The following is a 24,612-nucleotide window of genomic DNA, read 5'->3' on the forward strand; positions in this document are numbered from 1 at the left end:
GTTCCGTCACGATGTGACGGAACCGCGGCTCTCGGATAACGCAGCGTCATGAAGTCCGTCATTCGCGATATGTCGTGAAGACGGAGCAAGGCGGAGTTCGCCCAGGTACGCGCTTTCGCCGAGTTCGCACTGGCGCGACGCGTCCCCGACTGCGTGACGGATTTCGACTGTGTACACGCCGCTGTCCTTCGCCAAACCGCCGAACCGGAAATCGCCGAAGCCGTCCGACACGGTTTCGGCCACGATGCGATCGCCGCTGTACAGGGTCGCTTCCGCACCCGAGATGCATTCGACCACCTCGCCAATCTGCGCGCTCACGCTTCCTCCGATGAAGCAGGTGTCCCATCGCTCGAGGCCGCTGTACCACACACGCGGCTTCGTCCCGAAGTCGGGCTGCAGCACCCTGAGGCCCTCGCGCCGAGCCTTCTCGGCCATCGATGCGTCATCGAGCTTGACCGCTTCGAACACCCCGGTCGGGCACGACTGCTGACAACGCGGGTATGACCAGCCTTGATCGAGCAGATGCGCGTCGAAAATCCAGGTCTGCGGCAGTTGCAGTTCCTCGTTCCAGACGATCGCGTTGTACGGGCAGGACTTGACGATGTCCTTGCGCCCTCGCGCCTTGTCCGGATTGATGATGGCGATGCCGTCGGATCGCTTGCGGATCGCGTCGCCGCCGACGCGCATGCAGGGCGCGTCGTCGCAGTGATTGCACATCACCGGCAAGTACGTCGTTTCGACCATGTGGGACGCGCCCTGCACGCGGCGCAGGATGCGCACGGGGCTTGCGGCGCTGGCCGCGGCCGGCGCGGCGTACCCGGGAAAGTCATTGCCGACATGCTCATCGCGCGCCGCTATGACGCAGTTCTGGCAGTTCTCGCATTGCCCGACCTTGATAACCAGATTCCATTTGCTCATCGTGTGCTCCTCACGCTGCGCGACGGATCAGGAACGCGTCCGCGCTTTTCCACTTTTCCACCTGCACCAGACATGAATTCGGACTCATGCTGCTGGTCCCCGCGGTCTGGGGTCGATCCGGGGTCAGCAGGTTCATGCAACCGCCGATTTCGACGCGCTCGCCGTCTATTTCGATCAACTCGAATTCAGCGCTCGCCTCGTAAGACTTGACTACCCCGGCAGTGACCAGCGGCGATACATCGGCCGCACAGATAACCGCACCGCGGTCGTTGTACACCTTGACGAGATCGCGATGGGCAATGCCACGGGCCGCCGCGTCGACGGGACCGAGCCTCAGCAGCCAGAAGCGATGTCCGCCGATCAACGCACGATGGTCTTCAATGCTGTTGACCGACGAGTTCTTGCCGTCGCAATGGGTGTGAAAACTGTAGCGGCTATGCGTGGCGATCAGTTGCAGCGGATACTGCTGTGCCAGTGGAGAGCGCAAGCCCTCCCAGGACGGGATGTATCGGTTCACCGCCGGTCGCTCCGGGTTGTCCGCCGTGTGCCGCTTCAGCAGCTCGGGGACGAACTCGAGCTTGCCGCTGGGCGTCTGCAGGCCCATGCCGAATTTTTCCGCGTATTGCGACGGCATCGGATGCGGTTCCTGCAGATCCTTGCGCCGGCCTTCCGCGAACCAGCGCATATCCACCGGATGTCGCAATTCCGGTTTTTCGGTTGGCACGACGAAGTAACCTTTACGGCAGAATTCACGCCACGAAATGTGATCCGGCAAATCCGACGAGTCGAACACCCGCTTGACCCAGTCCAGTTCCCCGCAGCCCTCGGTGAACACGCTGCCGAGTCCCAGGCGCGTCAGAATCGCGGTGAAGATGTCATAGTCGGAGCGGGACTCGCCCAACGGCTCGATGCACTTATGCTGCAGCGTGATCACGCGGTGATTGACCGTGTTGAAGCCGTGATGCGCGTAGCCGCCCGAATTCGACCATTCGCCGATGTCCCACCGCTCGAGCGACGTGCATGCCGGCAGAATGATATCGGCGAACGTCGCCTCGCCTTCCATCCAGATCGACTGATTGACCACGAACTCGATGCTCGGGTGACGGTAAGCATCGGCCCAGCGCCCCGATTTCGTGACGGTGCTGAACGCGGAGCCGCCATAGCGATAGATCATGCGGATCGGCGAGTAACCGGGCATCGGGTAACTGAACGGCGCGAACTGCGCTTCCTGGGACATGCCGTCCCACAGGTAGCCTGTCGCGTGGCCGTTGATGATGGCATCGGGCAACTGCTGCCGCGGGACCATCTGCTTGACGGGATTCATCGTCAGGATGTGCGGCATGCGTTGATAGTTGTTCACGGCGTTCGCGGTCCACGTGAGGTCGCCCGACATCCCGCCGTCCGCGTAGCCCGGAAAGTAGAAATTCAGATCGTGCGGCGCGCCGATTTCGAGGCAGCCGAAATTGACGCCCGGTTTGCCCCAGCCCTGCATCGCCATCATCATGATCATGCAGCGCGCCCATTGGGCCCCGGTCGCACCGCGTCCGGCTCCGCCGAATCCCGCGCCCGTCATGCCGACGGCGAGATACACCTTCCGGTTCCCCCACCGCCGCGCGAGCGCCCGGACATCCTTGGCGGGCACGCCGGTTTCCAGTTCCTGCCATTCGGGCGTTTTGGGCACGCCATCCGTCTCGCCCGTCAGATAGGCCGCCCATTCGTCGAATCCGGTCGTGCGATTAGCGACGTAATCCTTGTCGTACAGGTCCTCCATCAGCCATACATACATGATGGCAGTGGCGAGGGCCGCGTCCGTTTGCGGTCGGACCGGAATCCATCGCCCACCGAGCAACTGGGCGGTCGGATTGCAGTGCGGATCGATATGGACGAACTCGATTCCGAGTTCCTTTGCCCAAAGACGCCGCGGCGTCCCTTCGAATCCGGCGTATGCGCCATTCGTGCTTTCCGGGTCGCTGGACCAGAAGACGATCATGTCGGCTTCGTTCAGGCAATCCTCGATTCCGCCATAGCCGGACGGCACACCGACGCGCATCGAGTTGCCGAAGTGATGCATGGCACCCCAGTACCACCCTTCCCAGCTGTCCGGATTGGCGGCCACCCGTGTGAAGCCGATCAGGTTGGCAAAACGCGTCAACGCGCTGAGGTAGTAGCCGATATTGCCCCACTGATGGTGCGACGACATCGGAAACGTGATGGAGCCCGGACCGTGAACACGCCTTTGCCGATTGATCTCTTTCGCGACGATATCCAACGCGTCGTCCCAGCTGATCGGCACATAGCCGGACTTGCCGCGGTTTTGCGGATTGCGCTCGCCGTCCGGGTCGAAATCGACCCGCTTCATCGGGTGGAGGATGCGCTTTTCCGAATAGACGAGCGACTTGATCGACAATGCGTGCGGCGCGACGAGGCCGCGCCGTGGCGGGCTGAAACGGCGTCCGCGCGCTTCGATCTCCCAGCTCGCGGCATCCTTGTCGTCGAGATCGACGGGCGTCACGCGAATGATGCGTGCATTTTTCACGTACACGAATAACGGGCCGCCATTGGTGCAAGTCGTGTAGCGCTGCGTGCCGTCGTGCATGGGCGTACCCATCGGCAGGCCGATGGTTTGCATCATGCTCAGCGTCTGCATGAACCACACCAGCAACGCATCGTCGCCTTCGGTAACCACCTTGAAGTTTTTCGCCGCATGGATGATATCCAGGTAGTCGGGACTGGCGGAGAGAAATTTCAGCGCGGTGGGCACGTCCTTGAACAACATGCGCACGTCGGGCTGAGGATGCCTGCCTGCACACGACCGGACGCGGCCGTTCTTGAACTCGATGACGCGACCGATGCTTTGATCCATGAGCCCGATCCACGCGACGAGATCGCGCTCCTTGAGCCGATCGCGATAGGCAGGGAAGCGGCGTGCCGTCAGGTCGAGGACCTTGGGCATGGCGAAGAGAATGGTCTTGAGGATCTGACGTTTCACTTTTTGATCCAATGGAAAGTCTGCGCAAATGCAAGCATCGGGGTATTACCGACCGGTTCCCCCGAGCGGTCAAATCGCTCGGATGGGCACGGTCATGGCTCGGGGTGGTTCAAAGACCCGGGAAAGCCGGGCGCCATTGCACAATCCGCCGCCGGGTATGACGTCAGGGACGCTGGCCGTCCGCGTTAGAACGTATAGCCGACGTTCAGAAAGACGTTGATGGGTTCGATCCGCAGCGTCGATCTGGAAACGATCTGCGTCCCGGTTGCGGTCCGTCCGTATATCGTCATGTGCGTCTTGAGCGGGATGTAGCCGACAGACACGCCGACCGACCAGTGTTTGGAAAGCGCATAATTGGCCCCGACATCGAACACGGGGTTCCACGATGCACTGAGGGTCGCGTGTACCGATCCGCCAGGACCCACGCTATCGGTGATGAACTGGGCGTTGGTTGCGCGAACCTGGGTGAACCACGTGTAGTTCACGCCCAATCCGACGAAAGGACGAAATTTCGACTGAGCGTCGAACAGGTGATATCGAAGCTCGATGGCGGGCGGCATCGGCCTCGTCGTGCCGAGGGTGCCGTACTTCGCGAGCGTGCCGTTGCCCTGCAGATTAACCTTGAGTGGCAGGCCAATGAGTGTGGCGATGCCGAGGTTGTCGGTCACGTAGTACTCGGTGTTGATGCCGAGCGTATCCGTGGACGACGCGTGTGCACCCGTGCCCGCCAACTGCTGATTGACGGCAACACCACCCACGCTCTCCACGGTGAGCGGCGTGGCATTACCCTGCGGTGCTACGTGAAGCCACCCGGTCGACAGGGTCAAGCTTCCGGCCGACTGTGCATTCGCACTTCCAGCCAGCGCAGCCGAACAAATACAACCCGCCGCAACGGCAGGCCGAACATTTTTCCAGTAGTTCCTCACGCGTCTTCTCCTGCCTCATCGGCTAAATGGCTTCTATCGTCCACACTGCTTTAACGATCCGCCCATTGAGCCGAATCGTTGGATCGGTTCTCGTATCTTTGCTACCGAACCTGAAAATCGCTTCCCTCTTGCCTAGTGGTACTAAGTAAATCGATATCGTTTATCCGAGTCACTGCTTTGCTTACCGACTCCGCACCGTGTGGCGCCAGGAACTGCGAACGTCAGATTACCGGTGACGTTCGCAATTCAGCCGTGGCATCAGCGCGCATGCGAGCGACCGGGCGCCTGCGTCAATGCAAGCAACCCTGTCACGTTGAGACCCTGTGCGTCTCGGACGCCGCATTGCCATCAACGCTGGTCGTGGAACTCGCCGCGACAGCGATCGAGAACGCGAACGGAAAGCGCCCAAGCACGGAAGTCGCCGATGATTCGAGTGCTGCATCGGGCAGTTCGACATGAACTGAAATCCCACGCAACGCGTCTTCCGAGACGCTGACGGTTGCGCCGTCGACGCCCGCTTCCACGAGCGCGGACCGCAGCGCGTCGACGGTTTCGATCCGCTTCAGCGCGGGCTTGAAGATCTTGCCGACGCCCGTCAACGGCATCGTCTCGACGATCCGTATGCCTTTGGGGAACGCAGCCCGTTCGCTGATCTCGTCACGCAGGAACGCTGCCATTTGCGCTTCATTAGCCGTTATGCCCGGCTTGAGCTGCACATAGGCGACCGGCAGTTCGCCCGCGTGGATGTCGGGACGCCCGACTGCTGCGGCAATCTGCACTGCGGGATGTCGGTGCAGCGCTTCTTCGATCGCTGCCGGATCGATGTTGTGTCCGCCACGAATGATCAGCTCCTTCTTGCGGCCGGTGAGCCAGAAGTAGCCGTCTGCGTCGCGGCGCCCCAGATCGCCTGTATTCAGCCATCTGCCGCCATCGGCGAGATCGATCCAGATGCCGCTGTTCTGCTCCGCCCGCATATAGCCGACGAACACGTTCGGACCGGAGATCACCAGTTGGCCAACCTCGTCCGCAATACAGTCGCGCACATAGCGGCCCGTTTCATCGACCATCACGGCTTTCATGGCCTGGCCCGGGAGACGAACGCCGATCGAGCCGACCCGCCGTTCGCCGAGCGGCGGATTGACGCTGCTGATACAGGTGCCTTCCGTCAGACCGTAGCCCTCGAGAATCCTGATTCCGGTTCGCGCCTGGAACGCACGCAACAATTCCACCGGCATCGGCGCAGCGCCGCACAACGCGTATTCGAGCGAACTGATGTCCCGGCCGTCAGCGGGCACGTCGAGCAGCGAGCCATAGAGGGTCGGCACACCGCTGAAAAAGTTGATCCGGTAATGCGCGACGATATCCCAGAAGCGTTTGACGACGCCTTCCCCACGATAACCTTGCGGGGTGCCCAACACGACATGCGCACCGCGTGAAAACGGCAGCAGCCCCGTCACCATCACGGCATTGACGTGAAAAAGCGGCAAGCCGCAGAACATCGTCTTGCCCGGGCCAACGCTTTCGCCGAGGAACCGCGCGGCGCTCCACGCATTGGCCACCTCGTTGCCATGCCGGCGCATCGCGATTTTAGGCAGGCCGGTGGTGCCGCCCGTGCAGAAGTAGGACGACACGTCGTCCGCGTTCATACGGTGTGGCGTGCAGAGCTCGATGCCCGACTCCAGCGCGATTGCTTCGCCGAAATCGTGGACGGCGATCTGCGAAGGAACCGCGCGTCGCACGCCTTCCTCGCCGTGCAATCTCGAGCATTCGTCGCGCTGAAGCGTTCGGGCCGCAGAACGCCGTTCGTCCGGCACATGGTCGGCAAGGTTGACCAGCACGACGTGCTGGAGCGACGCGACCTTATGCAGGACCGCCTGGACTTTCGGCCACAGGTCCGTGCCGGGATACGGCGCCAACGTGACGATCACACTGGCGCCCGACGCACTGAGCAACTCGCCTATCGCGTCGCTTTCGAGCAGCGGATTGATCGCGCAGACAATGCCGACGGCCTCGGCGCCCCAGATCACAAAGTGCGTTTCGGGCAGATTCGGCAATACATAGGCGACGACCGTGTCGCGCTGCACGCCCAGTCGCGACAACATGTTTGCCGTGCGCGTGATGTCGCGCACCAGTTCGCTGTAAGTCCAGCGCTCCGGGTTCGCGTAGCCGTCCGCGGTGGCGAAGAACGACAGCGCGGGTGCCGACGGATCGATGGCGGCGCCCCGGCAGATCATGTCGTAGGTGCTCGACGGGAGATCCGCCGGTTGCCCCTGCGATTCGATGGCGAGGACATCCCGCTCGTTTGCCACGCCTTTCATACGGCCTCTGCGACGACGACGTTGCGCTGGGTGCCAAGATCGATCGAGCCATCGTGGCTGACGATACGAGCTTCGACCACATCGCCATCCTGAAGGTACTGCGGCCGCTCCGCTTGCAACGCGAGGAAAAGACGCCATTTCTCCGCTTCGGGCAGCTGTGCCGCGGCGCGTTGTTTCTCCGGCGACGGAATGATCAGCGCGCAACCGGAGGGCGTGCCCGTTGCGAGCAGGTCACCGACATGCAGGTCTTGAACGCCGGACAACTCGGTCAACGTCTCGGCCGGGCCGTAGACGAGACCCGCAGTGGAATCGTTCTGTCGAACGGTTCCGTTGACGGTCAGCGTCAGCACGAGGCTCTTCAGCTTCGGCATGTCGTGCTTGTCGAGCAGGCAAAGGTACGGGCCGACAGGGCCGAACGTACGATAGCTCTTGCCCTTGTAGAACTGCATCTGCGGAATCTGGATGTCGCGCGCGGAGTAGTCGTTGACGATCACGGCGCCGGCAATGAAATCGTGCAGGTTCTCGTCGGTAATCGCTTCGCGGGAGGTAATGTCGCGTTTGAGGACAAGGCCGAGCTCGAGCTCATAGTCGAGAAACCGTACCTCGCGTGGCTTCACCAGTTTCGAGTCGGCCGCGACGATGCAGCTCGCGGCCTTCGTGAAGATCATGTTGAACTTCTTGACATCCGGGTCCATGCCGGATTCGATCATATGCTGGCGATAATTCGCACCCTGGCAGATGAACTGCTGATTCGCCGTGACCGGCGACAGCCATTGGACGGCCGACTCGGGAATCGTCGGACCGTCGAGTTCGGGCAGGCGCTCAATCGGATTCGCGGCGATAAATTGCGCCGTCGTCGCGAATTCGCCGGGAATGGGCGTGATGGCGCCGTTTCGTACCACGCCCCAACGAGCGTGGCCTTCGTGCCGATAATGCAAAACATGCAGTGACATGGTTTCGAGCCTCTATGGTGCGGAGATGCGGAGGTGTCAGGCGAAGATCTTGGCGAGCGCGCGCAGTTTGCTCAGCGTCAGATCGGGACTGCGTCGGAGGTTGCGAATGAGGGCGGCCACGCTCGACGGCGACAGCTTGGGCTTGGTGAAACTGCGTGGCATCGCCGGCCCCCACTGGGCCATCGCTTCACGGCTGACCGCATGCTGGCCGGTCGGTGCGTCCGACGTGAAGAGGTCGCCGTCGCAGTAGTGTTCGTGCTTGTCGCCCCACGGGTCTTGCCAGTAGTCGAATATCTGGCTGCCCAGAATATGACGTCCGATACCCCAAGCGTGCGTCCAGCCTTTTTCGCGCAGCACGCGTTGCCCCATGCCGACCGCGTCCGCATCGATCAACTCAAACGCGCTATGGCTGTACTTCGGAATGAAGCCTTGCGCCAACGCGAGCGTGTGATGGTCGGCAGGCCGCTCGCCCAGATCCAGACGCATGAATGCGACGGCAGGCGAGCCGTCCGGGAGTGTCTGCACGTCGCTCGGGATAAAACCGAAGTGCTGCGTGTACCACGCGCACGTTTCCTGGAAGTCCGCCAACTCGAGCACGACATGCCCGAGCTTGATGACTTCGGGCGCGTACGCCGGCGGGCGCTGCGTGTCGTTGATTCGTACTGGCGCGTCCGCGGAATTGAATTGAAGCGCGTTTCGACGGGGCAGCGGCTCGACCTCGCGAAGGCCCCAGACCGCATCGACGCGAAAGCCCGACGGGTCGGTCAACGTGACGCGATAGCCGCCGCCCGGCCAGTCCGACCATTCCACCCCCGTGGCGCCGGGAATCTCGGCCAGCGCATGCAGGTCCGACTGCCGATCGACCTGCAACCCGAAGCCGGCGAACCGTGCCTTCGGCGCGTGGCGAACGACATAACAGAACGGCGCGGGGCCGGTGCCGCGCAACAGCACCAGCGCTTCGTTTCGAAAGACCGTACGCAGTCCGAAGTCGTTCAGAAACCGCTCGGCCTGCCCGAGGTCCGGACGATCAAAGATCAAGTACGACAACGCCGACGCCTTGGTCGTCGGATCGGGATGACGCGACGGTTGTGCAGTCGTCAATCCGGGAACGCCAACATGCGCACTTGTCTCCACGCTCAGCTCCTATCGTCTCTATGGTTGCTGGTCCGATTCACTGCTCGGCCTGTTGGTGACATTAAACTCATCTCTGATACTTTTGTCAATAAGTGCGATCGAGACGCCATTTGCGGAGCGACTGTGCGCCGGGGTCTCCGCTCGCCGTCAACGCGGCGCGACCGGCAACGGTCGCTGTGCGACATGCTCGGCCTCGGCACGACTCAAACCCAGCATCTGCAATACGGCCACGGCGGCGCGCTCCGCAAGGTGCGCTTGCACGACGTCCCGGCCCTGATCCGGTTCGGTCGGCGCTCGGCCCGGAGCGACGACATCGAGTTCCGCGGCAATCGCCGCGAGAACGATGCCGGTCACCGACACATGGCTCATGAAAGGGTCGGGCGCGGCGAAGCGCCCGGCTGCGATACCCATCTCGCTATCGCGCCTCAGCCGCCGATGCATACCGAGGTGCAGCGCGCGATCCGAAAATCCCTCGCGAATCAGGAAACGGCCCCAAACCGGTTCACGCCGCGCGCGCAGCAACGTGTGTCGCACGCACACGGCGATCACTTCCGCCGGATCGGATAGACCGCTCACAAGTGCATCGAGCCGTTCGCCGAACTCCTCGATCACGCAATCGACGAGCGCCGCATGAAGCGCATCCTTCGATTCGAAGTGGTTGTAGAACGAGCCGAAGCCCACATCCGCCGATTCCGTGATCTCGTTGATGGTCACGTACTCGAAACCTTTCGTCGCCACCAACGCGAGCGCCGCCTCGAGTAGGCGCGCACGCGTCTCGCGCTTGCGCCGCGCACCGCGCGGTTCGCGCCGGTCGCCCTCCCCGGGGCCCGCACCGTCACCCGCACGAGCATCGCCGACTTCCATTGCCCGTTGGCCGGGCCATTGCGAACCCGGGTGCCCGCCGTCCACCGGCGCGCCAGTCTCTTTTTTATCGCTCATCGTTTTGGACCAGAAATTCATAATTGACAATTCTATCAGCTTCGACTTTAATGTCACCATCGATCGATGCTTGTCGGTATAAACCCTGACGAATGATCGATCCCCTTTCCTCTTGGTAACCCCCTTGCTCTGGAAACATCGTGAAACTCCCAGGTCTTGAAACGCGATCGTCCTCGCGCCCGTCTTCCGCTGCGTTGCCCCGTCAGGCGGGCCTTTGTGTCGCCGTGTGCGGCGCGGTCCTGCTCGCGGCTTGTCATACGCGCGAACCTGCCGCCCCCGAGGTGAAGCCCGTCGTCGCGCTCGCCGTGCATGCCGACGGTACGCCGGACGCCACGTCGTTGCCGGCCCAGGTCGACGCGCGCTACGCGACGACGCTTTCGTTTCGCGTCGGCGGCAAAATCGCCGCGCGCCGCGTACACCTGGGCGATACGGTGAAAGCCGGGCAAGTGCTCGCACTGCTCGACCCCACCGACCTGCGCAACAACGCAGCGAACGCACGCGCGCAGCTCGATGCGGCAGCCCACCAGCTCGCCTATCAGAAGCAGCAGCTCGCACGGGATCAAGCGCAGGCGCAGGCCAACCTGATCGCCCCGGCGCAGCTGGAGCAAACGCAGAACGCGTATGCAACGGCGCTCGCGCAGCACAATTCGGCGTTGGCTCAGATGGCGCTGGCCGAAGACCACCTGCGCTATACCACGTTGGTCGCGGACCACGACGGCGTGATCAAGTCCGAGGACGCCGACACGGGCCAGAACGTCGAGCAAGGGCAGGCCGTCTATCACCTCGATTGGAGCGGCGATGTCGATATCGCCTGCGACGCCGCCGAGAGCGCATTGAATTCGCTCAACGTCGGCCAGCCTGCGAAGGTCACGCTGTCGGCTATGCCCGGCAAGACATTCGAAGCACGCGTGCGCGAGGTCGCGCCGAGCGCCGATCAGCAAAGCCGCACCTGGCGCGTCAAGCTGACGCTCATTGCGTCGACGCCCGAGATACGGCTCGGCATGACGGCTCAGGTGCAGTTCGATATCGCCCACGCGAACAACGGCGGTTCCGCGTTCGCGCTGCCGGCCACGGCGCTCTTTCACGATGGCGACAAGCCCGCCGTCTGGGTCGTTCAAGCGGGCACCGACAAGCTCGTGCTGCGTCCCGTCACCGTCACCAACTACGGCGAGCGGACAGTTGAAGTCGCCGCAGGCCTGCATGACGGCGAACGCGTCGTCGTGCAGGGCGTCCATACCGTGAGCGCCGGCGAGCATGTGCAAGTCGTCGCCCCGTTGCACCCCGAGGACTTCGCATCATGAGCATCGTCGATCACGAAAAGGCGGGCGACACGACGCCCGCCGCCGCTCCGCACGCTGAAAGCAAAGGCAAAGGCGGCTTCAACCTGTCCGAATGGGCGCTGCGTCATCAGCAGCTCGTCGTTTACCTGATCGGTCTGATGACGCTGTTCGGCGTCATCGGCTACACCCATCTTTCGCAATCCGAAGATCCGCCGTTCACGTTCCGGACGATGGTCATTCAAACGTATTGGCCCGGCGCGAGCGCACGCGAAGTGCAGGAGCAGGTCACGGATCGCATCGCGCGCCAGCTTCAGGCCGCGCCCTACGTCGACAACATCAAGAGCTATTCGCGCCCCGGCGAGTCGATGATCTTCTTTGCGATGAAGGACTCGGCCCCCGTCAAGGACGTGCCCGAAACCTGGTATCAGGTGCGCAAGAAGGTCGGCGACATCCGGGCAACGCTGCCGCAAGGCATCGTCGGCCCGTTCTTCAACGACGAGTTCGGCGACGTCTATACGAACATCTATGCGCTGGAAGGCGACGGCTTCTCGGCCGCGCAGCTGCACGACTATGCGGACCAGTTGCGCACGGTGCTCCTGCGCGTGCCCGGCGTCGCGAAGGTCGATTACTTCGGCGACCCCGGCCAGCACATCTTCATCGAAATCTCGAACCCGCAGTTGACGAAGCTCGCGATCACGCCCGCGGAGCTCGCTCACGCGATCGATGCGCAGAACGCCGTGGCGCCGGTCGGCACGTTCACTACGTCCGACGATCGCGTATTCGTGCGCACGAGCGGTGCGTTCAAGGACGTGCACGCGCTCGAGGACATGCTGATTTCGGTGAATCACCGTACATTCCGCCTCGGCGACATCGCCAAGATCCACCGCGGCTATGACGATCCGCCCGTCACGCAGATGCGCACGAACGGCCATGCCGTGCTCGGGATCGGCGTCACGATGCAGGCAGGCGGCGACGTGATCCGGCTGGGCAAGGCGCTCGACAGCGGGCGCGCCGAATTGCAGGCACGCCTGCCCGCGGGGCTCAAGCTCGTGCAGATCTCGAGCATGCCCGACACGGTCAAGCATTCGGTCGACGATTTCGTCGAGGCCGTGGCCGAGGCCGTCGCGATCGTGCTGGTGGTCAGCCTCGTGTCGCTGGGCCTGCGCACCGGCATGGTCGTCGTGATCTCGATCCCGATCGTGCTCGCCGTGACGTCGCTGTGCATGTATCTGTTCGGCATCGGCCTGAACAAGGTCTCGCTCGGCACCCTCGTGCTCGCGCTCGGATTGCTCGTGGACGACGCCATCATCGCCGTCGAGATGATGGCCGTGAAACTCGAGCAAGGCTGGAGCCGCATGCGCTCGGCGGCATTCGCCTATTCGAGCACGGCCTTTCCGATGTTGACGGGCACGCTCGTCACCGTATCGGGCTTCCTGCCGATCGCGCTCGCGAAGTCGAGCACCGGTGAATACACGCGCTCGATCTTCGAAGTGTCGGCGATCGCGCTCATCGTTTCATGGTTCGCCGCCGTCGTGCTCGTTCCGCTGCTCGGTTATCACCTGCTCCCCGAGCGCAAGGCGGGCGAGCACGGTGGCCACGGCCATGACGACGATATCTACAACACGGGTTTCTATCGCCGCATGGGCGGCTGGGTGGCCTGGTGCATCGAGCACCGCTGGTTGGTGCTGGGCGCAACGGCCATCGCGTTCGCCGTCGCCATGGCCGCTTTCACTCGCGTGCCGAAGCAGTTCTTCCCGAACTCCGAGCGCCCCGAGTTGCTCGTCGATATGCGCCTGCCCGAGGGGGCGTCGTTCGCCGCGACGCTGCGTGAAGCACAACGCCTCGAGCAGACGCTGCGCGGCCGCCCCGAGATCGATCGTGTCGTCGACTTCGTCGGCACGGGCGCGCCCCGCTTCTATCTGCCGCTCGACCAGCAATTGCAGCAGCCGAACTTCGCGCAATTCGTCATCACGGCAAAGGACGTCGAGGAACGGGAAAAGCTCATGAAATGGCTCGAAGCGTCGCTCGAGAAGCAATTCCCCGGCGTACGCACACGTGTGGCGCGACTCGAGAACGGGCCGCCGGTCGGTTATCCGATTCAATTCCGCGTGAGCGGAGACAACATCGCGACCGTGCACGAGATCTCGCAAAAGGTGGCGGACAAGGTTCGTGCCGATGCGCGTACGCGCAATGTGCAGTTCGACTGGGATGAGCCGCAAGAACGCTCGCTGTCGTTCCAGATCGACCAGAACCGGGCGCGTCAACTCGGCGTGACCTCGCAGGATGTGTCGAACTTCCTCGCGATGACGCTTTCCGGCTACACGGTCACGCAGTACCGCGAGCGCGACAAGCTGATCGATGTCGATCTGCGCGCACCCAGGAGCGAGCGCGTCGATCCGTCGCAACTCACGGGCCTGGCCATTCCGACACCCAGCGGCCCCGTGCCGCTCGGCACGCTCGGCCATGTGCGCACGGCGCTCGAGTACGGCGTGATCTGGGAACGCGATCGACAGCCGACCATCACGGTGCAAGCCGACATTCGCGGCGACGCGCAAGGTATCGACGTCACGCAGGACATCGACCGGCAACTGAGCCAGTTGCGCGCGCAACTTCCGATCGGCTATCGCATCGTGGTGGGCGGCTCGGTCGAGGAAAGCACGAAGGGCCAGACGTCGATCAATGCCGAAATGCCGATCCTCATCATCGCAGTGCTGACCCTGCTCATGATCCAGCTGCAGAGCTTCGCGCGCACGTTCATCGTCGTGCTGACCGCCCCGCTCGGCTTGATCGGCGTCGTCGCCGCGCTGCTGCTGCTCGGCGAACCGTTCGGGTTCGTCGCGATGCTCGGCGTGATCGCGATGTTCGGCATCATCATGCGCAATTCGGTGATCCTCGTCGATCAGATCGAGCAGGACATCGCGGCAGGCCAGCCCCGTTTCGATGCAATCGTCGGCGCGACAGTCAGGCGCTTCCGCCCGATCATGCTCACGGCCGCCGCCGCGGTGCTGGCGTTGATTCCGCTCCTTCGTTCAGGCTTCTTCGGCCCGATGGCTACGTCGCTCATGGGCGGCATCACGATCGCCACCGTGCTCACGCTGTTCTTCCTGCCGGCCCTTTATGCGACTTCCTTCCGTGTTCGGCGCGATGAGCGCGCACTGCAACAGCGCGTCGTCGAACACGCGGAGATCTGATCATGCAACTTGCCATCAAGACATCCGTTATCGCCGTATTCGCGGCACTTGCAACGAGCGCGTGCTCGTTGGGACCGAGCGGTGCGCCGCCCGCGATGCCGTCGCCCGCGCATTATGGCGCGCAGCCGCAACCGCAGCAGACCGTCGCGGCGGGCGGTACAGCGCAACATTTCGATGTCGGCGCAGCGCCGGTCCCGCAATGGTGGAAGCTGTATCGCTCCGACGCGCTCGATGCGCTGGTCGGCGAAGGGCTGCGCAACAACCCGACGCTCACCGCCACGCAGCGGTCGCTGAATGCCGCGCAGCAGGAACTGCGGGCCCAGATCGGCGCTTCGACGTTGCCGTCGATCGACGCGGGCGCACAGGTCGAGCGTACGCGTTCGCCCGTCGTCCCCGGCATCGGTCCAAGCACCGAACGCTACAACGTCTTCGTCGGTCAGCTGCAGGCGCAGTACAACTTCGATCTGTTCGGCGCCACGCGCTACGGGAACAAGGCCAGCGCGGCTCGCGTCGACGTGCAGGCGTATGAACTGGCGGCGGCGCGCCGCGCGCTCGCCGCGAATATCGTCGGCGCCGCCATCCATGTCGCGACGCTCGATCGTCAGATCGCGCTCACCGAACGTCTCGTGACGCTCGCCGGCGATACGTCGCGCGACGATGCGCTGCGTCAGGCGCTCGGCTCGATCTCGCATGCGCAGGCACTGGCCTCCGCGCGGCAGGCCAGTGCACTCGCCGCGACCCTCCCGCCGCTGCGGCAGCAGCGCGCGAGCACCGTCCACGCGCTGGCCGTGCTGTTGGGTCGAACGCCGGATGCGGCGCCTGTCGTCCCCGATCTGGATAGCCTTGCGCTGCCCGAGCGCCTGCCGGTCGCCGTACCGGCGCAGTTGCTGCGCTCGCGTCCGGATATTCAGGCTGCCGAAGCGGCTTTACAAGCGGCCGCGGCCGATGTCGGTCAAGCGACGGCGCAGCTCTTCCCGAGCCTGTCGCTGACGGCCTCGATGGGCCGTGCCGGCTTCAGTTGGCCGGCCCTGCTCACCGGCGCCGGCGGCATATGGGCGATCGGTGCGAGTGCTGCGCAGCCGATCTTCCATGGCGGCGCGTTGCTCGCGCATCGGCGTGCAACGAAGGAGACGTACGAGGCAGCGGTACTGCACTACAAATCGACGGTGCTGTCCGCCTTCGAGAACGTCGCCGACTCGCTCGCCGCGCTCGACAACGACGCGCAGACGCTCGCATCGACCGAAATCGAGGCGCGCGCCGCGCATGAACTGTTCGACGAAACGACGTCGCGTTATCGGCTCGGGTCCTTGCCGATATCGGCGGCTCAAGCCAGCGAACAGCAGTTTCTGACTGCACGGCTCGACGCGGTCCGCGCGCAGAGCCAGCGGCTCGGCGATACCGCCGCGCTGTTCCAAGCGATGGGCGAATTGCCGCCTGAGCCGGGGAAGTCGGCGTCGCACGATTGATTCGCGCGCGTCCGGTCCGTTTGCGATCGTGACGGGCCGGCACGCGAGAAGCGCGCCGCCCCGCCACGATCGGTCGCCCATGTTCGTCCGTTTGATTTTCTTCCCTATGGAACATCGAGATTTGATTGCCTGCCACGAGTGCGACGCGCTCTTTCGCAAGCCGCCGCGTCTGCGCGGCCTGGTTGCGCACTGCTCGTCTTGCGGCGCAAGCATGAAAGGCATGCGTCACGCCGGTCTGACGCTCGAAAAAGTCTGCGCAGTCACGGTCGCCGCACTGATCACGTTCCTGATCGCGCAGGCGTTCCCGGTACTCGCGCTGGAAACCAATGGCCTGACGTCGCACGCGACGCTTTTTGAAGCCGTTCAGGCGCTATGGAAAGGCCATATGCAGATCGTTGCAGCAATGGTCTTTTGCACGACGATGCTGTTCCCGTCGTTCGAACTCGTCGCGCTGCTCTATCTGTTGCTGCCGCTGCGCACGGGCCGTGTGCCACGCGCTTTCGACGCGGTGCTGCGCGCCGTTCAATTCGTGCGTCCGTGGGGCATGACCGAGGTATTCATGCTCGGGGTGCTCATTACGATCGTGAAGATGGTGAGCCTCGCGCGCGTCATCCCGGGCACGTCGCTGTTCGCGTTCGGCGCGTTGACGCTGATGTTTTGCGTGATCGCGGCTTTCGACCCCTGCATGCTGTGGGAGATTCGCGACGAGGTCATGAATCGGGGCGGCGCTCCCGCCAGGCCGACGCGGCGGCGCAACTCGCAGCGTGACGTGCATGGCGGTGCTGCGCGTGCCGATGCGTCCGCAACGGCCTCCGTCACCGCCAGGCACGCCGGCTTCATCGCCTGTCACTGCTGCGGGCTCGTTCACTCGCGCAGCGCGCAAGTCTCCGATTCACACTGTGTCCGGTGCCGCTCACCGCTGCACGCGCGGCGCCCCGCCAGCATCACGCGCACTTTCGGGCTGCTGCTTGCCGCTGCTTTGCTTTATATCCCGGCCAATCTGTTGCCGATCATGCATACCGCATCGCTCGGACGCGCCGAGGACGACACGATTCTCGGCGGCATCGCTTACTTCTGGCAGTCGGGCGATTGGCCGCTCGCGGTCGTCGTGTTCGTCGCCAGCGTCATGGTGCCGATGCTCAAGCTCGCCATTCTCACGCTGCAAACCGTCGCCGCCTGGCGCGGTTCCGACTGGCAGCCGCTCCAGCGCGCCAGGCTCTACCGGATGGTGGAGCGCGTCGGGCGCTGGTCGATGCTCGACGTCTTCGTCGTGTCGCTCACCGTGGCACTCGTGCATTTCGGATCGCTGGCGCAGATCACCGCGGGACCGGGCGCTTTGGCCTTCGGTTCGGTCGTGGTGCTGACCATGCTCGCAGCGAACGAGTTCGATCCGCGCCTGATCTGGGACAACGTCCGGCGCCGGCCGGCACGCTCTTCCGCACGATCGTAGTCGCCGCGACCCGTCCGGCTTCGACAACCCTCCATTCGATTTCTTTCTGCGATGCAAATCCATGACTTACCGCATCCGGAGATCAAGCCTCGCAGCCGCTGGCTTCCTTCTCTGGTATGGCTGATTCCGTTGATCTCGGCGCTGATCGGTATCGCGCTTCTCGCGAAATCCATCGCCGATGAAGGGCCGACCGTCACCGTGACCTTCAATGACGCCGAAGGGTTGGAAGCGGGCAAAACGAAGGTCAAATACAAGGATGTCGAGATCGGCACCGTGCGCACGATCGCGCTGTCGGACGATCTTCGGCATGTCCGCGCGAAGATCCAGCTCGACAAGGAAGCCGAAAAGTTCGCCACCGACGGAGCGCGATTCTGGGTGGTGCGTCCGCGCGTCGGCGCGAGCGGCATATCGGGCCTTGGCACGTTGCTGTCCGGCGCGTATATCGGCGCCGATATCGGCCGCTCGACCGTGCGCACAACAGCGTTCACCGGTCTCGAGAATCCGCCGATCGTGACCGCCGACCAGCAGGGACATCCATACACGCTGCGAGGCGATTCGCTCGGCTCGCTGGATATCGGTGCACCCATCTTCTACCGCAGGATTCGAGTCGGGCAAGTCGTCGGGTTCTCGCTCGACCCCAAGGGATCGGGCGTGATCGTCAACGTGTTCGTCAATGCGCCATACGACAAGTACGTCGGTACCGACACGCGGTGGTGGCACGCGAGCGGCGTCGATCTGCGCCTCGACTCCGGCGGGCTCAAGCTCAACACGCAATCGCTTGCCACCGTCGTCATGGGCGGGCTGGCCTTCGAAGCGCCGCCCGGACAAGATGCGGGCCCGCACGCCGCCGACGGCGCGACGTTCAGGCTCGCGTCGGACGAAAGCGACGCCATGCGCGAGCCGGACGGCGCGCCGCTCTATGTCGCCATGCATTTCAATCAGTCGCTGCGCGGGCTGTCGGTCGGCGCACCGGTGGATCTGCGCGGCATCACGCTGGGTCAAGTGACGAAGATCGGTCTCGAGTACGACGAGAAGGCCCAGAATTTCAGCATGGAAGCGACCATGGCGCTCTATCCGGACCGGCTCAGCCGCCGTTCGAACACGTCGCTGCCTGCGCCGAATAGCCAGGGCGGGCACGACTTGCTGCAACACCTCGTGATGCAAGGGCTGCGCGGCCAATTGCGAACCGGCAACCTGATCACCGGCCAGCTGTACGTGGCACTCGACATGTTCCCGCATGCGCCGCGCGCGACGGTCAATCTGCGTAACACGCCGATCGAGCTGCCCACCGTGCCGAATACGCTCGATGAACTGCAAGTGCAGCTTGCCGAAATCGCCAGGAAGCTCAACCAGGTTCCGTTCGACAAGATCGGCGCGAATCTGAACGGCACGCTCGAAACTGCGAATCGCCTCTTCGGTCAGCTCAACACGGAGGTCGTTCCGCAAGCGCGCTCCACGCTGGCATCCGCGCAGAAAACGTTCGACGCGGCACAAGCGACCCTCGGACAAGATTCGCCGATGCAAGCGGACGTTCATGGCGCGATGCAGGAATTGACCCGTACGTTGCAGTCTCTGAATGGGCTTACGGACTATCTGGAACGCCATCCCGAAGCACTCGTGTTCGGCAAGAAAGGGGATCGTCAATGATGTTCAACGTAATTCAAAGGCGCGGCGCCGTCATTCGAGCATTTGCAGCGGCGAGTGCGCTCGCGCTGTCCGCCTGTGCGTCATCGCCGCCAAGTCGGTTCTATACGCTGGCGCCGGATGCGCGAGCCGGCGCCGCTTCGACCGTTTCCGGTCCCGCTGCGTTGATCGACATTCAGTCTGTCAGCGTGCCGGACCAGGTTGCGCGCAATCAACTCGTCGTCAGGATCAGCGACACGCAGGTCGCAGTGCTCGAAAACGAACGCTGGGCGTCGACATTGAGCGATGAAATCCGCATGGCGCTATCGATCGCGGCGACACAGCAGTTGAGCGACTTCAACGCTCCCCGTCCGAAGCAGCAAGGCGACGCGCACGTCTATCGCGTTGCCGTCGCGATCCAGCGCTTCGAGTCGTGGCCCGGTGCACGGGTGATCGTCGATGCGACCTGGAGCATTCGCTCGCCGCGAGCGGCCGGTGAAAAGCTGACTTGCCGCAGCACGGTGTTCGAGCCTGTCGGCGCCGGTTACGATGCGCTGGCGGACGGTCATCGCCGCGCGCTGACCGCCATCGCGGGGCAACTGGCGGCGACCGTTCGCGCCCTCGACACCGGCGCGGGCGGCCCGCTGATGACGACGACTGGCCGTTCAGCGAATTCGGCGCCGACGGTGCTGTGTCCGTCCGCGGCAACCCACATCGCAAACGACGCCATATCGATTCCGGGATCGTAGCCAGCCCGTTCAGGATTCGCGCAATGAGTGAATACCGCTTGGCTACCCGCGTTGCCGACGGTCAGCCGAGCGGTATGCCGTCATGGCTTTCAGTCGGCTTCGACAGCGGGTTCCACGATCGGCAACGGACGCGTCGCAACCTTTTCGGCTTCCGCCCGTTTGAGGCCCAGGCTTTGCAGCAGAGCGGCGGCCACGCGCTCGGCGAGATGCTCACGGCTGAAACCCAATGCGTCCAACACGTCGGCATTCGGCGCGTCCGGCGCGACGACGTCGGGATCGGCCGCCACCGCGGCAAGCATGGTGCCGCCCACGGACAAGAACGCGACAAATGGATCCGCGACGGCGAAACGCTTTGCCTCGATGCCCCTTTGCACATCCCGCAACAAACGCTGACCCAGTCCGCGGGTGAGCATGCGCGCGGAAAAGCCCTCCCGTACCAGAAATTGGCCCCAGAGTGGCTCGCGATGCGCACGCATCAACGTATAGCGCGCCGAGACGGCGATCACCTCGGCCGGGTCGGACAAGCCGGTCGTGAGACGGTCGAGCCAATCGGCGAACTCATCGAACACGGACTCGACCAGCGCGGCGTAGATCGCCTCCTTGGACTCGAAGTGATTGTAGAACGAGCCGAAGCCGACGTCGGCCGCCTCGGTGATTTCGTTGATGGCGACACCTTCCATGCCTTTTTGGGCCATCAGCGTGAGCGCTGCCTCGAGCAAGCGCGCCCGCGTCTCTCGCTTGCGGCGGGCGCCGCGCGGCTCCCGCGCGTCAGCGGCCTCCGCAGCGACGGCAGGCGTTCGCGCGGCAGCGCGCTTGGGTATCGGGCGATTTGTTGTGTTTGACATGACGATTCCGATCTCGATCAGAGCCGCAGTATAGATTCAAACGTCTCAATCGACAAACCTATCACTGTTGAGTAGCATATCATTTGCAATCGCGGAATTGGCTTTGTCTTGGGTCAGGCGTTAGCCGGCAGCCTGCTGCGATCCAACCATCGGGACACTGGACTTCCTAAGGACTCCAATGAAACGCAAAAGGCTGACGCACGCGGAACGAAGAGCGCAAACTCGCGAGCAAATGGTGGAAGCCGCTCGGGCGCTCTTTATCGAAAAGGGGTTTCCGGCGACCAGCGTGGCCGATGTCGCCGAAGCGGCGGGCTACACGCGCGGCGCGTTCTATTGCAACTTTTGCGACAAGTCCGACTTGTTGATCGAATCGTTGCACGGGGAGCAAGACGAGTTGACGTGCAACCTGCGCTCCGCGTTGTTGAAACTCCACGATTACTTGCAGAGCGACGATCGCGTTACCCTCTGGGTCGAGGCGACCCTTCTCGCGAGGCGGGACCCCGAGTTTCGCAAGCGGTTCGATTCAGTCCTGGACGGCGCGAACTCCGCCATTCCGGTTCAGGAAGGCAAGCCATGAACCTCTCCGTGGCCTTTTTGAGTCGTGCGGCTCGGTTTGCACACCCTTTGATGACGTTGAAACCATCGATGACGATTTTGTCACTCAAGAGACATAAATCTATACTGGCGGTGTAAACGAAAAAACGAGATCGGAGGCGACATGCCGGCCACTGCAAAAAGCAAGACAACGAAGCCGCGTGCGGCGCAAGCGAGCGTAACCGTTCAAACCGACACCGCGGAAACGCGCGAGCCGCGCGGCGCGCGACGCAAGCGCGAGACGCGTGCGCGCCTGCTCGAGGCGGCACTCAAGCTGATGGCGGAAAAGGGGATGGAAGGCGTGGCCATCAACGAAATCACGGAGGCCGCCGACGTCGGCTTCGGCTCTTTCTATAACCACTTCGAATCGAAGGAGGCGATCTACGCCACGCTCGTCGACTCCGTCTTCGAGGAGTTCGCCGATACGCTCGACCGCGTTGTCGGCGGCATTTCCGACCCGGCGGAGGTGATCTCCGTGTCTGTGCGTCACACGCTGATGCGCGCGGCGCGCGAACCGGTGTGGGGGCAGTTCCTGGTGCGCGAAGGGTTTTCGGCACGCGTCTTCGGCCGCGGCCTGGGTCAGCGGCTGCTTCGCGACATACAAAGTGGCATTGCGGCAAAACGTTTCGTCGTGGCGGATCCGTTGATCGCGTTTCTTTCCGTGGGGGGCGCGGTGCTCGCGTCGGTGTCCGCCGAGCTCAACTTCGTTGCGCCGGGGGCGCCCGCGGCCGGCACCCTCAAGCAACTCGGCTTCAGCGGCGAGCACTTCCCCGAGCGTACGGCGGCAGCGCTCCTGCAAACGCTCGGGATCAAGCGCGCCGAGGCCGAGAAAATCGCCAACCGTGCGCTGCCAGTGGTCGAAGCCGAAGCCGGCGTAGCTTGACCGACATACCGGGAATCGCGCTGGCCGGATTCGGTTGCTTCGTTTCCGGCCGGCGATTCGCGCCGCGCTTTACGCGCCGCGGTAGCAGACCGAGGCTCAGCGCGATGCGTTCGAGAGCACCGCATTGAATCTTTGCTTCCGGACGGATGGGGCGTAAAGACCGCCGCGACGACCCACGATGCGATCAGTGCGATGCCGACGATCCAGAACATGGTGCTGGTGCATTCGCCGGCCGACGAGCGCGCAAATCCGTTGGGCATGAAGCCGACCGCCGACACCAGGGAGCCGGACAGCATCGGCGCCGCAGTGTGGCTCCGCGCATAGGCCGAGGCAACCATACGGCGATAGCCCTCCTGCATCTTCACCACCATCTGGCCGCCGGTCGCGTCAAGGGTCCTGATATCGCGACCGGCCATCAAGTATCGCCGGCCGCTTGCAGATGACGGCACGCACCTCGTCGCCAAATTCCGCGCATTCCCCCGCATCGCGCTGCGTCGGCTCGAGACCCATAGGCCGTCACCTGCTCCCACCCCAAAAAGGGTAAACACCGACGCAAATCGCGCTTTACGAAAAATCGGCTCGCCCTATAATTTATCAAACGATCACTTATCGATTGATAAATTAAGGAGGCGCCAATGGCCATCACCAAGCTTGCCCACTACTCGATCCGTACGACCGATCTGGAAAAGTCGCGGCAGTTCTACACGCAGGTTCTCGGCTTTCGCGAGGGCTTCCGCCCGCCGTTCGATTTTCCGGGCATCTGGCTCTACAACGGCGACGACGAATCGGACTTCGGCGTCGTCCACATCATCGGCACCGATCCGAACGACCGCGAAGGGCTGATTGCCTATCTCGGCGACAAGGATCTGCCGCAAACGGGCACGGGCACCGTCGACCACATCGCGTTTCTCGCGACCGGCCTCGAACAATTCTGGGCGAAGCTGCGCGTTGCCGGCTATGCGTGGCGCGACCGTACAGTCCCGAGTCTCGGCCTGCATCAAGTGTTCGTCGAGGATCCGTCGGGCGTGACCATCGAAGTGAATTTCCCTGCAGACGAGGCGCTTGCACTCAAGCAAGCCACGCCGGCCACTACGGCCCAGTAAGGAGGAGTCCAAAATGCAACGCAATCACTCGGATAGCCGCAAGGCGCTCATCGTCGGCGGTTCGCTCGGCGGACTTTTCGCGGCAAACCTGCTGCTTCGAAGCGGATGGGACGTGACCGTTCTCGAGCGCTCGCCCGATGAACTGGCGGGGCGCGGCGCAGGTATCGTCACGCACCCCGAGCTGTTCGACGCGCTGACCGCCGCCGGCGTCGAGGTCAACGAAGATATCGGCGTTACGGTACACAGCCGGATCACGCTGAATGCGGACGGCAGTTCAGCCGCCACGTGCCCGCTCACGCAGACCCTCACGGCGTGGAGCAAGATGTTTCACATCCTGCGCGCCGCACTGCCCGACGCGTGCTACCGATCGGGCGCCATCGTCGAGGACGTCGTCAGCTTCGACGACCACGCCGAAGTCAAACTGTCCGACGGCGACACGCTACAAGCTGACCTCGTCGTCGCGGCGGACGGCTTTCGCTCCGCGATCCGCCAGAAATTCCTGCCCGATGTGCCGTTGCAGTATGCCGGCTACATTGCGTGGCGCGGGCTGGTCGACGAACGCGACCTGTCACCGCAAACATGGACCACCCTGTTCGACAAATTCGGCTTCTGCCTTCCGTCCGGCGAGCAAATGCTCGGCTATCCGGTCGCGGGCCCGGGCAACAGCACGCAGCCCGGGGAACGCCGCTACAACTTCGTGTGGTACCGGCCTACCGACGAAACGGTTGCGTTGCGTGACCTGCTGACCGACGCGACGGGCAAATACCACGCGAACGGCATTCCGCCGCACCTGATTCGCGCGGATGTACTGGCGGACATGCGCGACGCTGCCCACAGCCTGCTCTCGCCGGAATTCGCTGAAGTTGTGGCCAAGACGAAGCAGCCGCTGTTCCAGCCGATCTACGACCTCGAGGCAACGCGGCTCGTATTCGATCGCGTCGTGCTGCTGGGCGATGCCGCCTTCGTCGCGCGTCCGCATTGCGGTATGGGCGCCACCAAAGCGGCCGGCGACGCGACGCAGCTCGCGCGCTCCCTGGCCACGAGCGCAAGCGTCGGCGATGCGCTGGCCGATTACGAGCGTCAGCGCCTCCAGTTCGGCACGGCGATCGTCGAGCATGCCCGCCACCTCGGCGCATACATGCAGGCACAAATGAAAAGCGAGCTCGAGCGCGCGATGGCCGAGAAGTACCGGACGCCCGAAGCAGTGATGCGGGAAACCGCGGTCGCCCCGCAACTTTGATGCAAAGGTGC

General features: G+C 63.5%; 18 protein-coding genes and 1 pseudogene. 10 read left to right on the top strand and 9 right to left on the bottom strand.

Annotation, left to right across the window (positions count from 1 at the left end):
- Positions 1-6: 6 nt before the first annotated feature.
- The 7 genes from O1Q03_RS02765 to O1Q03_RS02795 form a co-directional block, all read right to left on the bottom strand.
- Positions 7-918, bottom strand: a complete 912-nt coding sequence (locus O1Q03_RS02765) for a 4Fe-4S dicluster domain-containing protein (protein WP_269501581.1) — start codon at positions 916-918, stop codon at positions 7-9.
- A gap of 10 nt (positions 919-928) precedes the next feature.
- Positions 929-3,907: a molybdopterin-dependent oxidoreductase gene (locus tag O1Q03_RS02770; RefSeq protein WP_269501583.1), complete on the bottom strand. Its 2,979-nt coding sequence runs from the start codon at positions 3,905-3,907 to the stop codon at positions 929-931.
- 185 nt (positions 3,908-4,092) lie between these two features.
- On the bottom strand, positions 4,093-4,833 hold the full coding sequence (locus O1Q03_RS02775; protein ID WP_269501584.1) for an OmpW/AlkL family protein: 741 nt from the start codon (positions 4,831-4,833) through the stop codon (positions 4,093-4,095).
- A 308-nt stretch (positions 4,834-5,141) separates the two neighbouring features.
- A complete protein-coding gene (locus tag O1Q03_RS02780) occupies positions 5,142-7,151 on the bottom strand; it encodes an acyl-CoA synthetase (protein ID WP_269501585.1) in 2,010 nt (669 codons plus the stop codon).
- The gene (locus tag O1Q03_RS02785) at positions 7,148-8,104 is read right to left on the bottom strand and encodes a fumarylacetoacetate hydrolase family protein (protein ID WP_269501586.1); all 957 of its coding nucleotides are present in this window, start codon (positions 8,102-8,104) and stop codon (positions 7,148-7,150) included. The genes O1Q03_RS02780 and O1Q03_RS02785 overlap by 4 nt, the downstream gene beginning before the upstream one ends.
- Positions 8,105-8,140: 36 nt before the next feature.
- Complete coding sequence (locus tag O1Q03_RS02790) at positions 8,141-9,238, bottom strand: VOC family protein (RefSeq protein WP_269501587.1); 1,098 nt, start codon at positions 9,236-9,238, stop codon at positions 8,141-8,143.
- A gap of 147 nt (positions 9,239-9,385) precedes the next feature.
- Entirely contained in the window at positions 9,386-10,102 is a 717-nt protein-coding gene (locus O1Q03_RS02795; protein ID WP_269501729.1) for a TetR/AcrR family transcriptional regulator, read from the bottom strand.
- A gap of 215 nt (positions 10,103-10,317) precedes the next feature.
- Between O1Q03_RS02795 and O1Q03_RS02800 the strand changes: the two genes are divergently transcribed.
- From O1Q03_RS02800 to O1Q03_RS02825, 6 genes are all read left to right on the top strand, one after another.
- Positions 10,318-11,478: an efflux RND transporter periplasmic adaptor subunit gene (locus O1Q03_RS02800; protein ID WP_442865731.1), complete on the top strand. Its 1,161-nt coding sequence runs from the start codon at positions 10,318-10,320 to the stop codon at positions 11,476-11,478.
- A complete protein-coding gene (locus O1Q03_RS02805; protein ID WP_269501588.1) occupies positions 11,475-14,648 on the top strand; it encodes an efflux RND transporter permease subunit in 3,174 nt (1,057 codons plus the stop codon). Before O1Q03_RS02800 ends, O1Q03_RS02805 begins: the two co-directional genes overlap by 4 nt.
- Before the next feature lie 2 nt (positions 14,649-14,650).
- Complete coding sequence (locus O1Q03_RS02810) at positions 14,651-16,114, top strand: efflux transporter outer membrane subunit (protein WP_269501589.1); 1,464 nt, start codon at positions 14,651-14,653, stop codon at positions 16,112-16,114.
- 106 nt (positions 16,115-16,220) lie between these two features.
- Positions 16,221-17,564, top strand: coding sequence for a paraquat-inducible protein A (locus O1Q03_RS02815; protein WP_269501731.1), 1,344 nt, complete (start codon positions 16,221-16,223; stop codon positions 17,562-17,564).
- 51 nt (positions 17,565-17,615) lie between these two features.
- The gene (locus O1Q03_RS02820; RefSeq protein ID WP_269501591.1) at positions 17,616-19,211 is read left to right on the top strand and encodes a PqiB family protein; all 1,596 of its coding nucleotides are present in this window, start codon (positions 17,616-17,618) and stop codon (positions 19,209-19,211) included.
- On the top strand, positions 19,211-19,936 hold the full coding sequence (locus tag O1Q03_RS02825; protein WP_269501732.1) for a PqiC family protein: 726 nt from the start codon (positions 19,211-19,213) through the stop codon (positions 19,934-19,936). The genes O1Q03_RS02820 and O1Q03_RS02825 overlap by 1 nt, the downstream gene beginning before the upstream one ends.
- An 89-nt stretch (positions 19,937-20,025) precedes the next feature.
- Here the strand turns inward: O1Q03_RS02825 and O1Q03_RS02830 are convergent, their stop codons facing one another.
- Positions 20,026-20,781, bottom strand: coding sequence for a TetR/AcrR family transcriptional regulator (locus O1Q03_RS02830; RefSeq protein WP_269501592.1), 756 nt, complete (start codon positions 20,779-20,781; stop codon positions 20,026-20,028).
- A 178-nt stretch (positions 20,782-20,959) separates the two neighbouring features.
- Between O1Q03_RS02830 and O1Q03_RS02835 the strand changes: the two genes are divergently transcribed.
- Together O1Q03_RS02835 and O1Q03_RS02840 are read left to right on the top strand one after the other, a co-directional pair.
- Positions 20,960-21,358, top strand: a complete 399-nt coding sequence (locus tag O1Q03_RS02835; protein ID WP_269501593.1) for a TetR/AcrR family transcriptional regulator — start codon at positions 20,960-20,962, stop codon at positions 21,356-21,358.
- A 141-nt stretch (positions 21,359-21,499) separates the two neighbouring features.
- On the top strand, positions 21,500-22,258 hold the full coding sequence (locus O1Q03_RS02840; RefSeq protein ID WP_269501594.1) for a TetR/AcrR family transcriptional regulator: 759 nt from the start codon (positions 21,500-21,502) through the stop codon (positions 22,256-22,258).
- Positions 22,259-22,404: 146 nt separating this feature from the next.
- On the opposite strand, the pseudogene O1Q03_RS02845 reads toward O1Q03_RS02840, so the two are convergent.
- Positions 22,405-22,629: pseudogene (locus O1Q03_RS02845) on the bottom strand (hypothetical protein); the annotation flags it as partial.
- A 264-nt stretch (positions 22,630-22,893) separates the two neighbouring features.
- Between O1Q03_RS02845 and O1Q03_RS02850 the strand changes: the two are divergent.
- Positions 22,894-23,361 (top strand): VOC family protein, encoded by a 468-nt coding sequence (locus O1Q03_RS02850; RefSeq protein ID WP_269501595.1) that lies wholly within the window; start codon positions 22,894-22,896, stop codon positions 23,359-23,361.
- A 13-nt stretch (positions 23,362-23,374) separates the two neighbouring features.
- Positions 23,375-24,601, top strand: a complete 1,227-nt coding sequence (locus O1Q03_RS02855; RefSeq protein WP_269501596.1) for an FAD binding domain-containing protein — start codon at positions 23,375-23,377, stop codon at positions 24,599-24,601.
- The last annotated feature ends 11 nt before the right edge of the window (positions 24,602-24,612 follow it).

It is taken from the genome of Burkholderia sp. IMCC1007, assembly GCF_027257875.1.
Lineage (GTDB): Bacteria > Pseudomonadota > Gammaproteobacteria > Burkholderiales > Burkholderiaceae > Burkholderia.

Excerpts from the sequence above, each read along its gene's own strand:
- O1Q03_RS02780 (WP_269501585.1), bottom strand. The coding sequence starts at position 7,151 with ATGAAAGGCGTGGCAAACGAGCGGGATGTCCTCGCCATCGAATCGCAG.
- O1Q03_RS02840 (WP_269501594.1), top strand. The coding sequence starts at position 21,500 with ATGCCGGCCACTGCAAAAAGCAAGACAACGAAGCCGCGTGCGGCGCAA.
- O1Q03_RS02830 (WP_269501592.1), bottom strand. The coding sequence starts at position 20,781 with ATGTCAAACACAACAAATCGCCCGATACCCAAGCGCGCTGCCGCGCGA.
- O1Q03_RS02810 (WP_269501589.1), top strand. The coding sequence starts at position 14,651 with ATGCAACTTGCCATCAAGACATCCGTTATCGCCGTATTCGCGGCACTT.
- O1Q03_RS02850 (WP_269501595.1), top strand. The coding sequence starts at position 22,894 with ATGGCCATCACCAAGCTTGCCCACTACTCGATCCGTACGACCGATCTG.
- O1Q03_RS02795 (WP_269501729.1), bottom strand. The coding sequence starts at position 10,102 with ATGGAAGTCGGCGATGCTCGTGCGGGTGACGGTGCGGGCCCCGGGGAG.
- O1Q03_RS02805 (WP_269501588.1), top strand. The coding sequence starts at position 11,475 with ATGAGCATCGTCGATCACGAAAAGGCGGGCGACACGACGCCCGCCGCC.
- O1Q03_RS02785 (WP_269501586.1), bottom strand. The coding sequence starts at position 8,104 with ATGTCACTGCATGTTTTGCATTATCGGCACGAAGGCCACGCTCGTTGG.
- O1Q03_RS02765 (WP_269501581.1), bottom strand. The coding sequence starts at position 918 with ATGAGCAAATGGAATCTGGTTATCAAGGTCGGGCAATGCGAGAACTGC.
- O1Q03_RS02825 (WP_269501732.1), top strand. The coding sequence starts at position 19,211 with ATGTTCAACGTAATTCAAAGGCGCGGCGCCGTCATTCGAGCATTTGCA.
- O1Q03_RS02835 (WP_269501593.1), top strand. The coding sequence starts at position 20,960 with ATGAAACGCAAAAGGCTGACGCACGCGGAACGAAGAGCGCAAACTCGC.
- O1Q03_RS02855 (WP_269501596.1), top strand. The coding sequence starts at position 23,375 with ATGCAACGCAATCACTCGGATAGCCGCAAGGCGCTCATCGTCGGCGGT.
- O1Q03_RS02820 (WP_269501591.1), top strand. The coding sequence starts at position 17,616 with ATGCAAATCCATGACTTACCGCATCCGGAGATCAAGCCTCGCAGCCGC.
- O1Q03_RS02815 (WP_269501731.1), top strand. The coding sequence starts at position 16,221 with ATGGAACATCGAGATTTGATTGCCTGCCACGAGTGCGACGCGCTCTTT.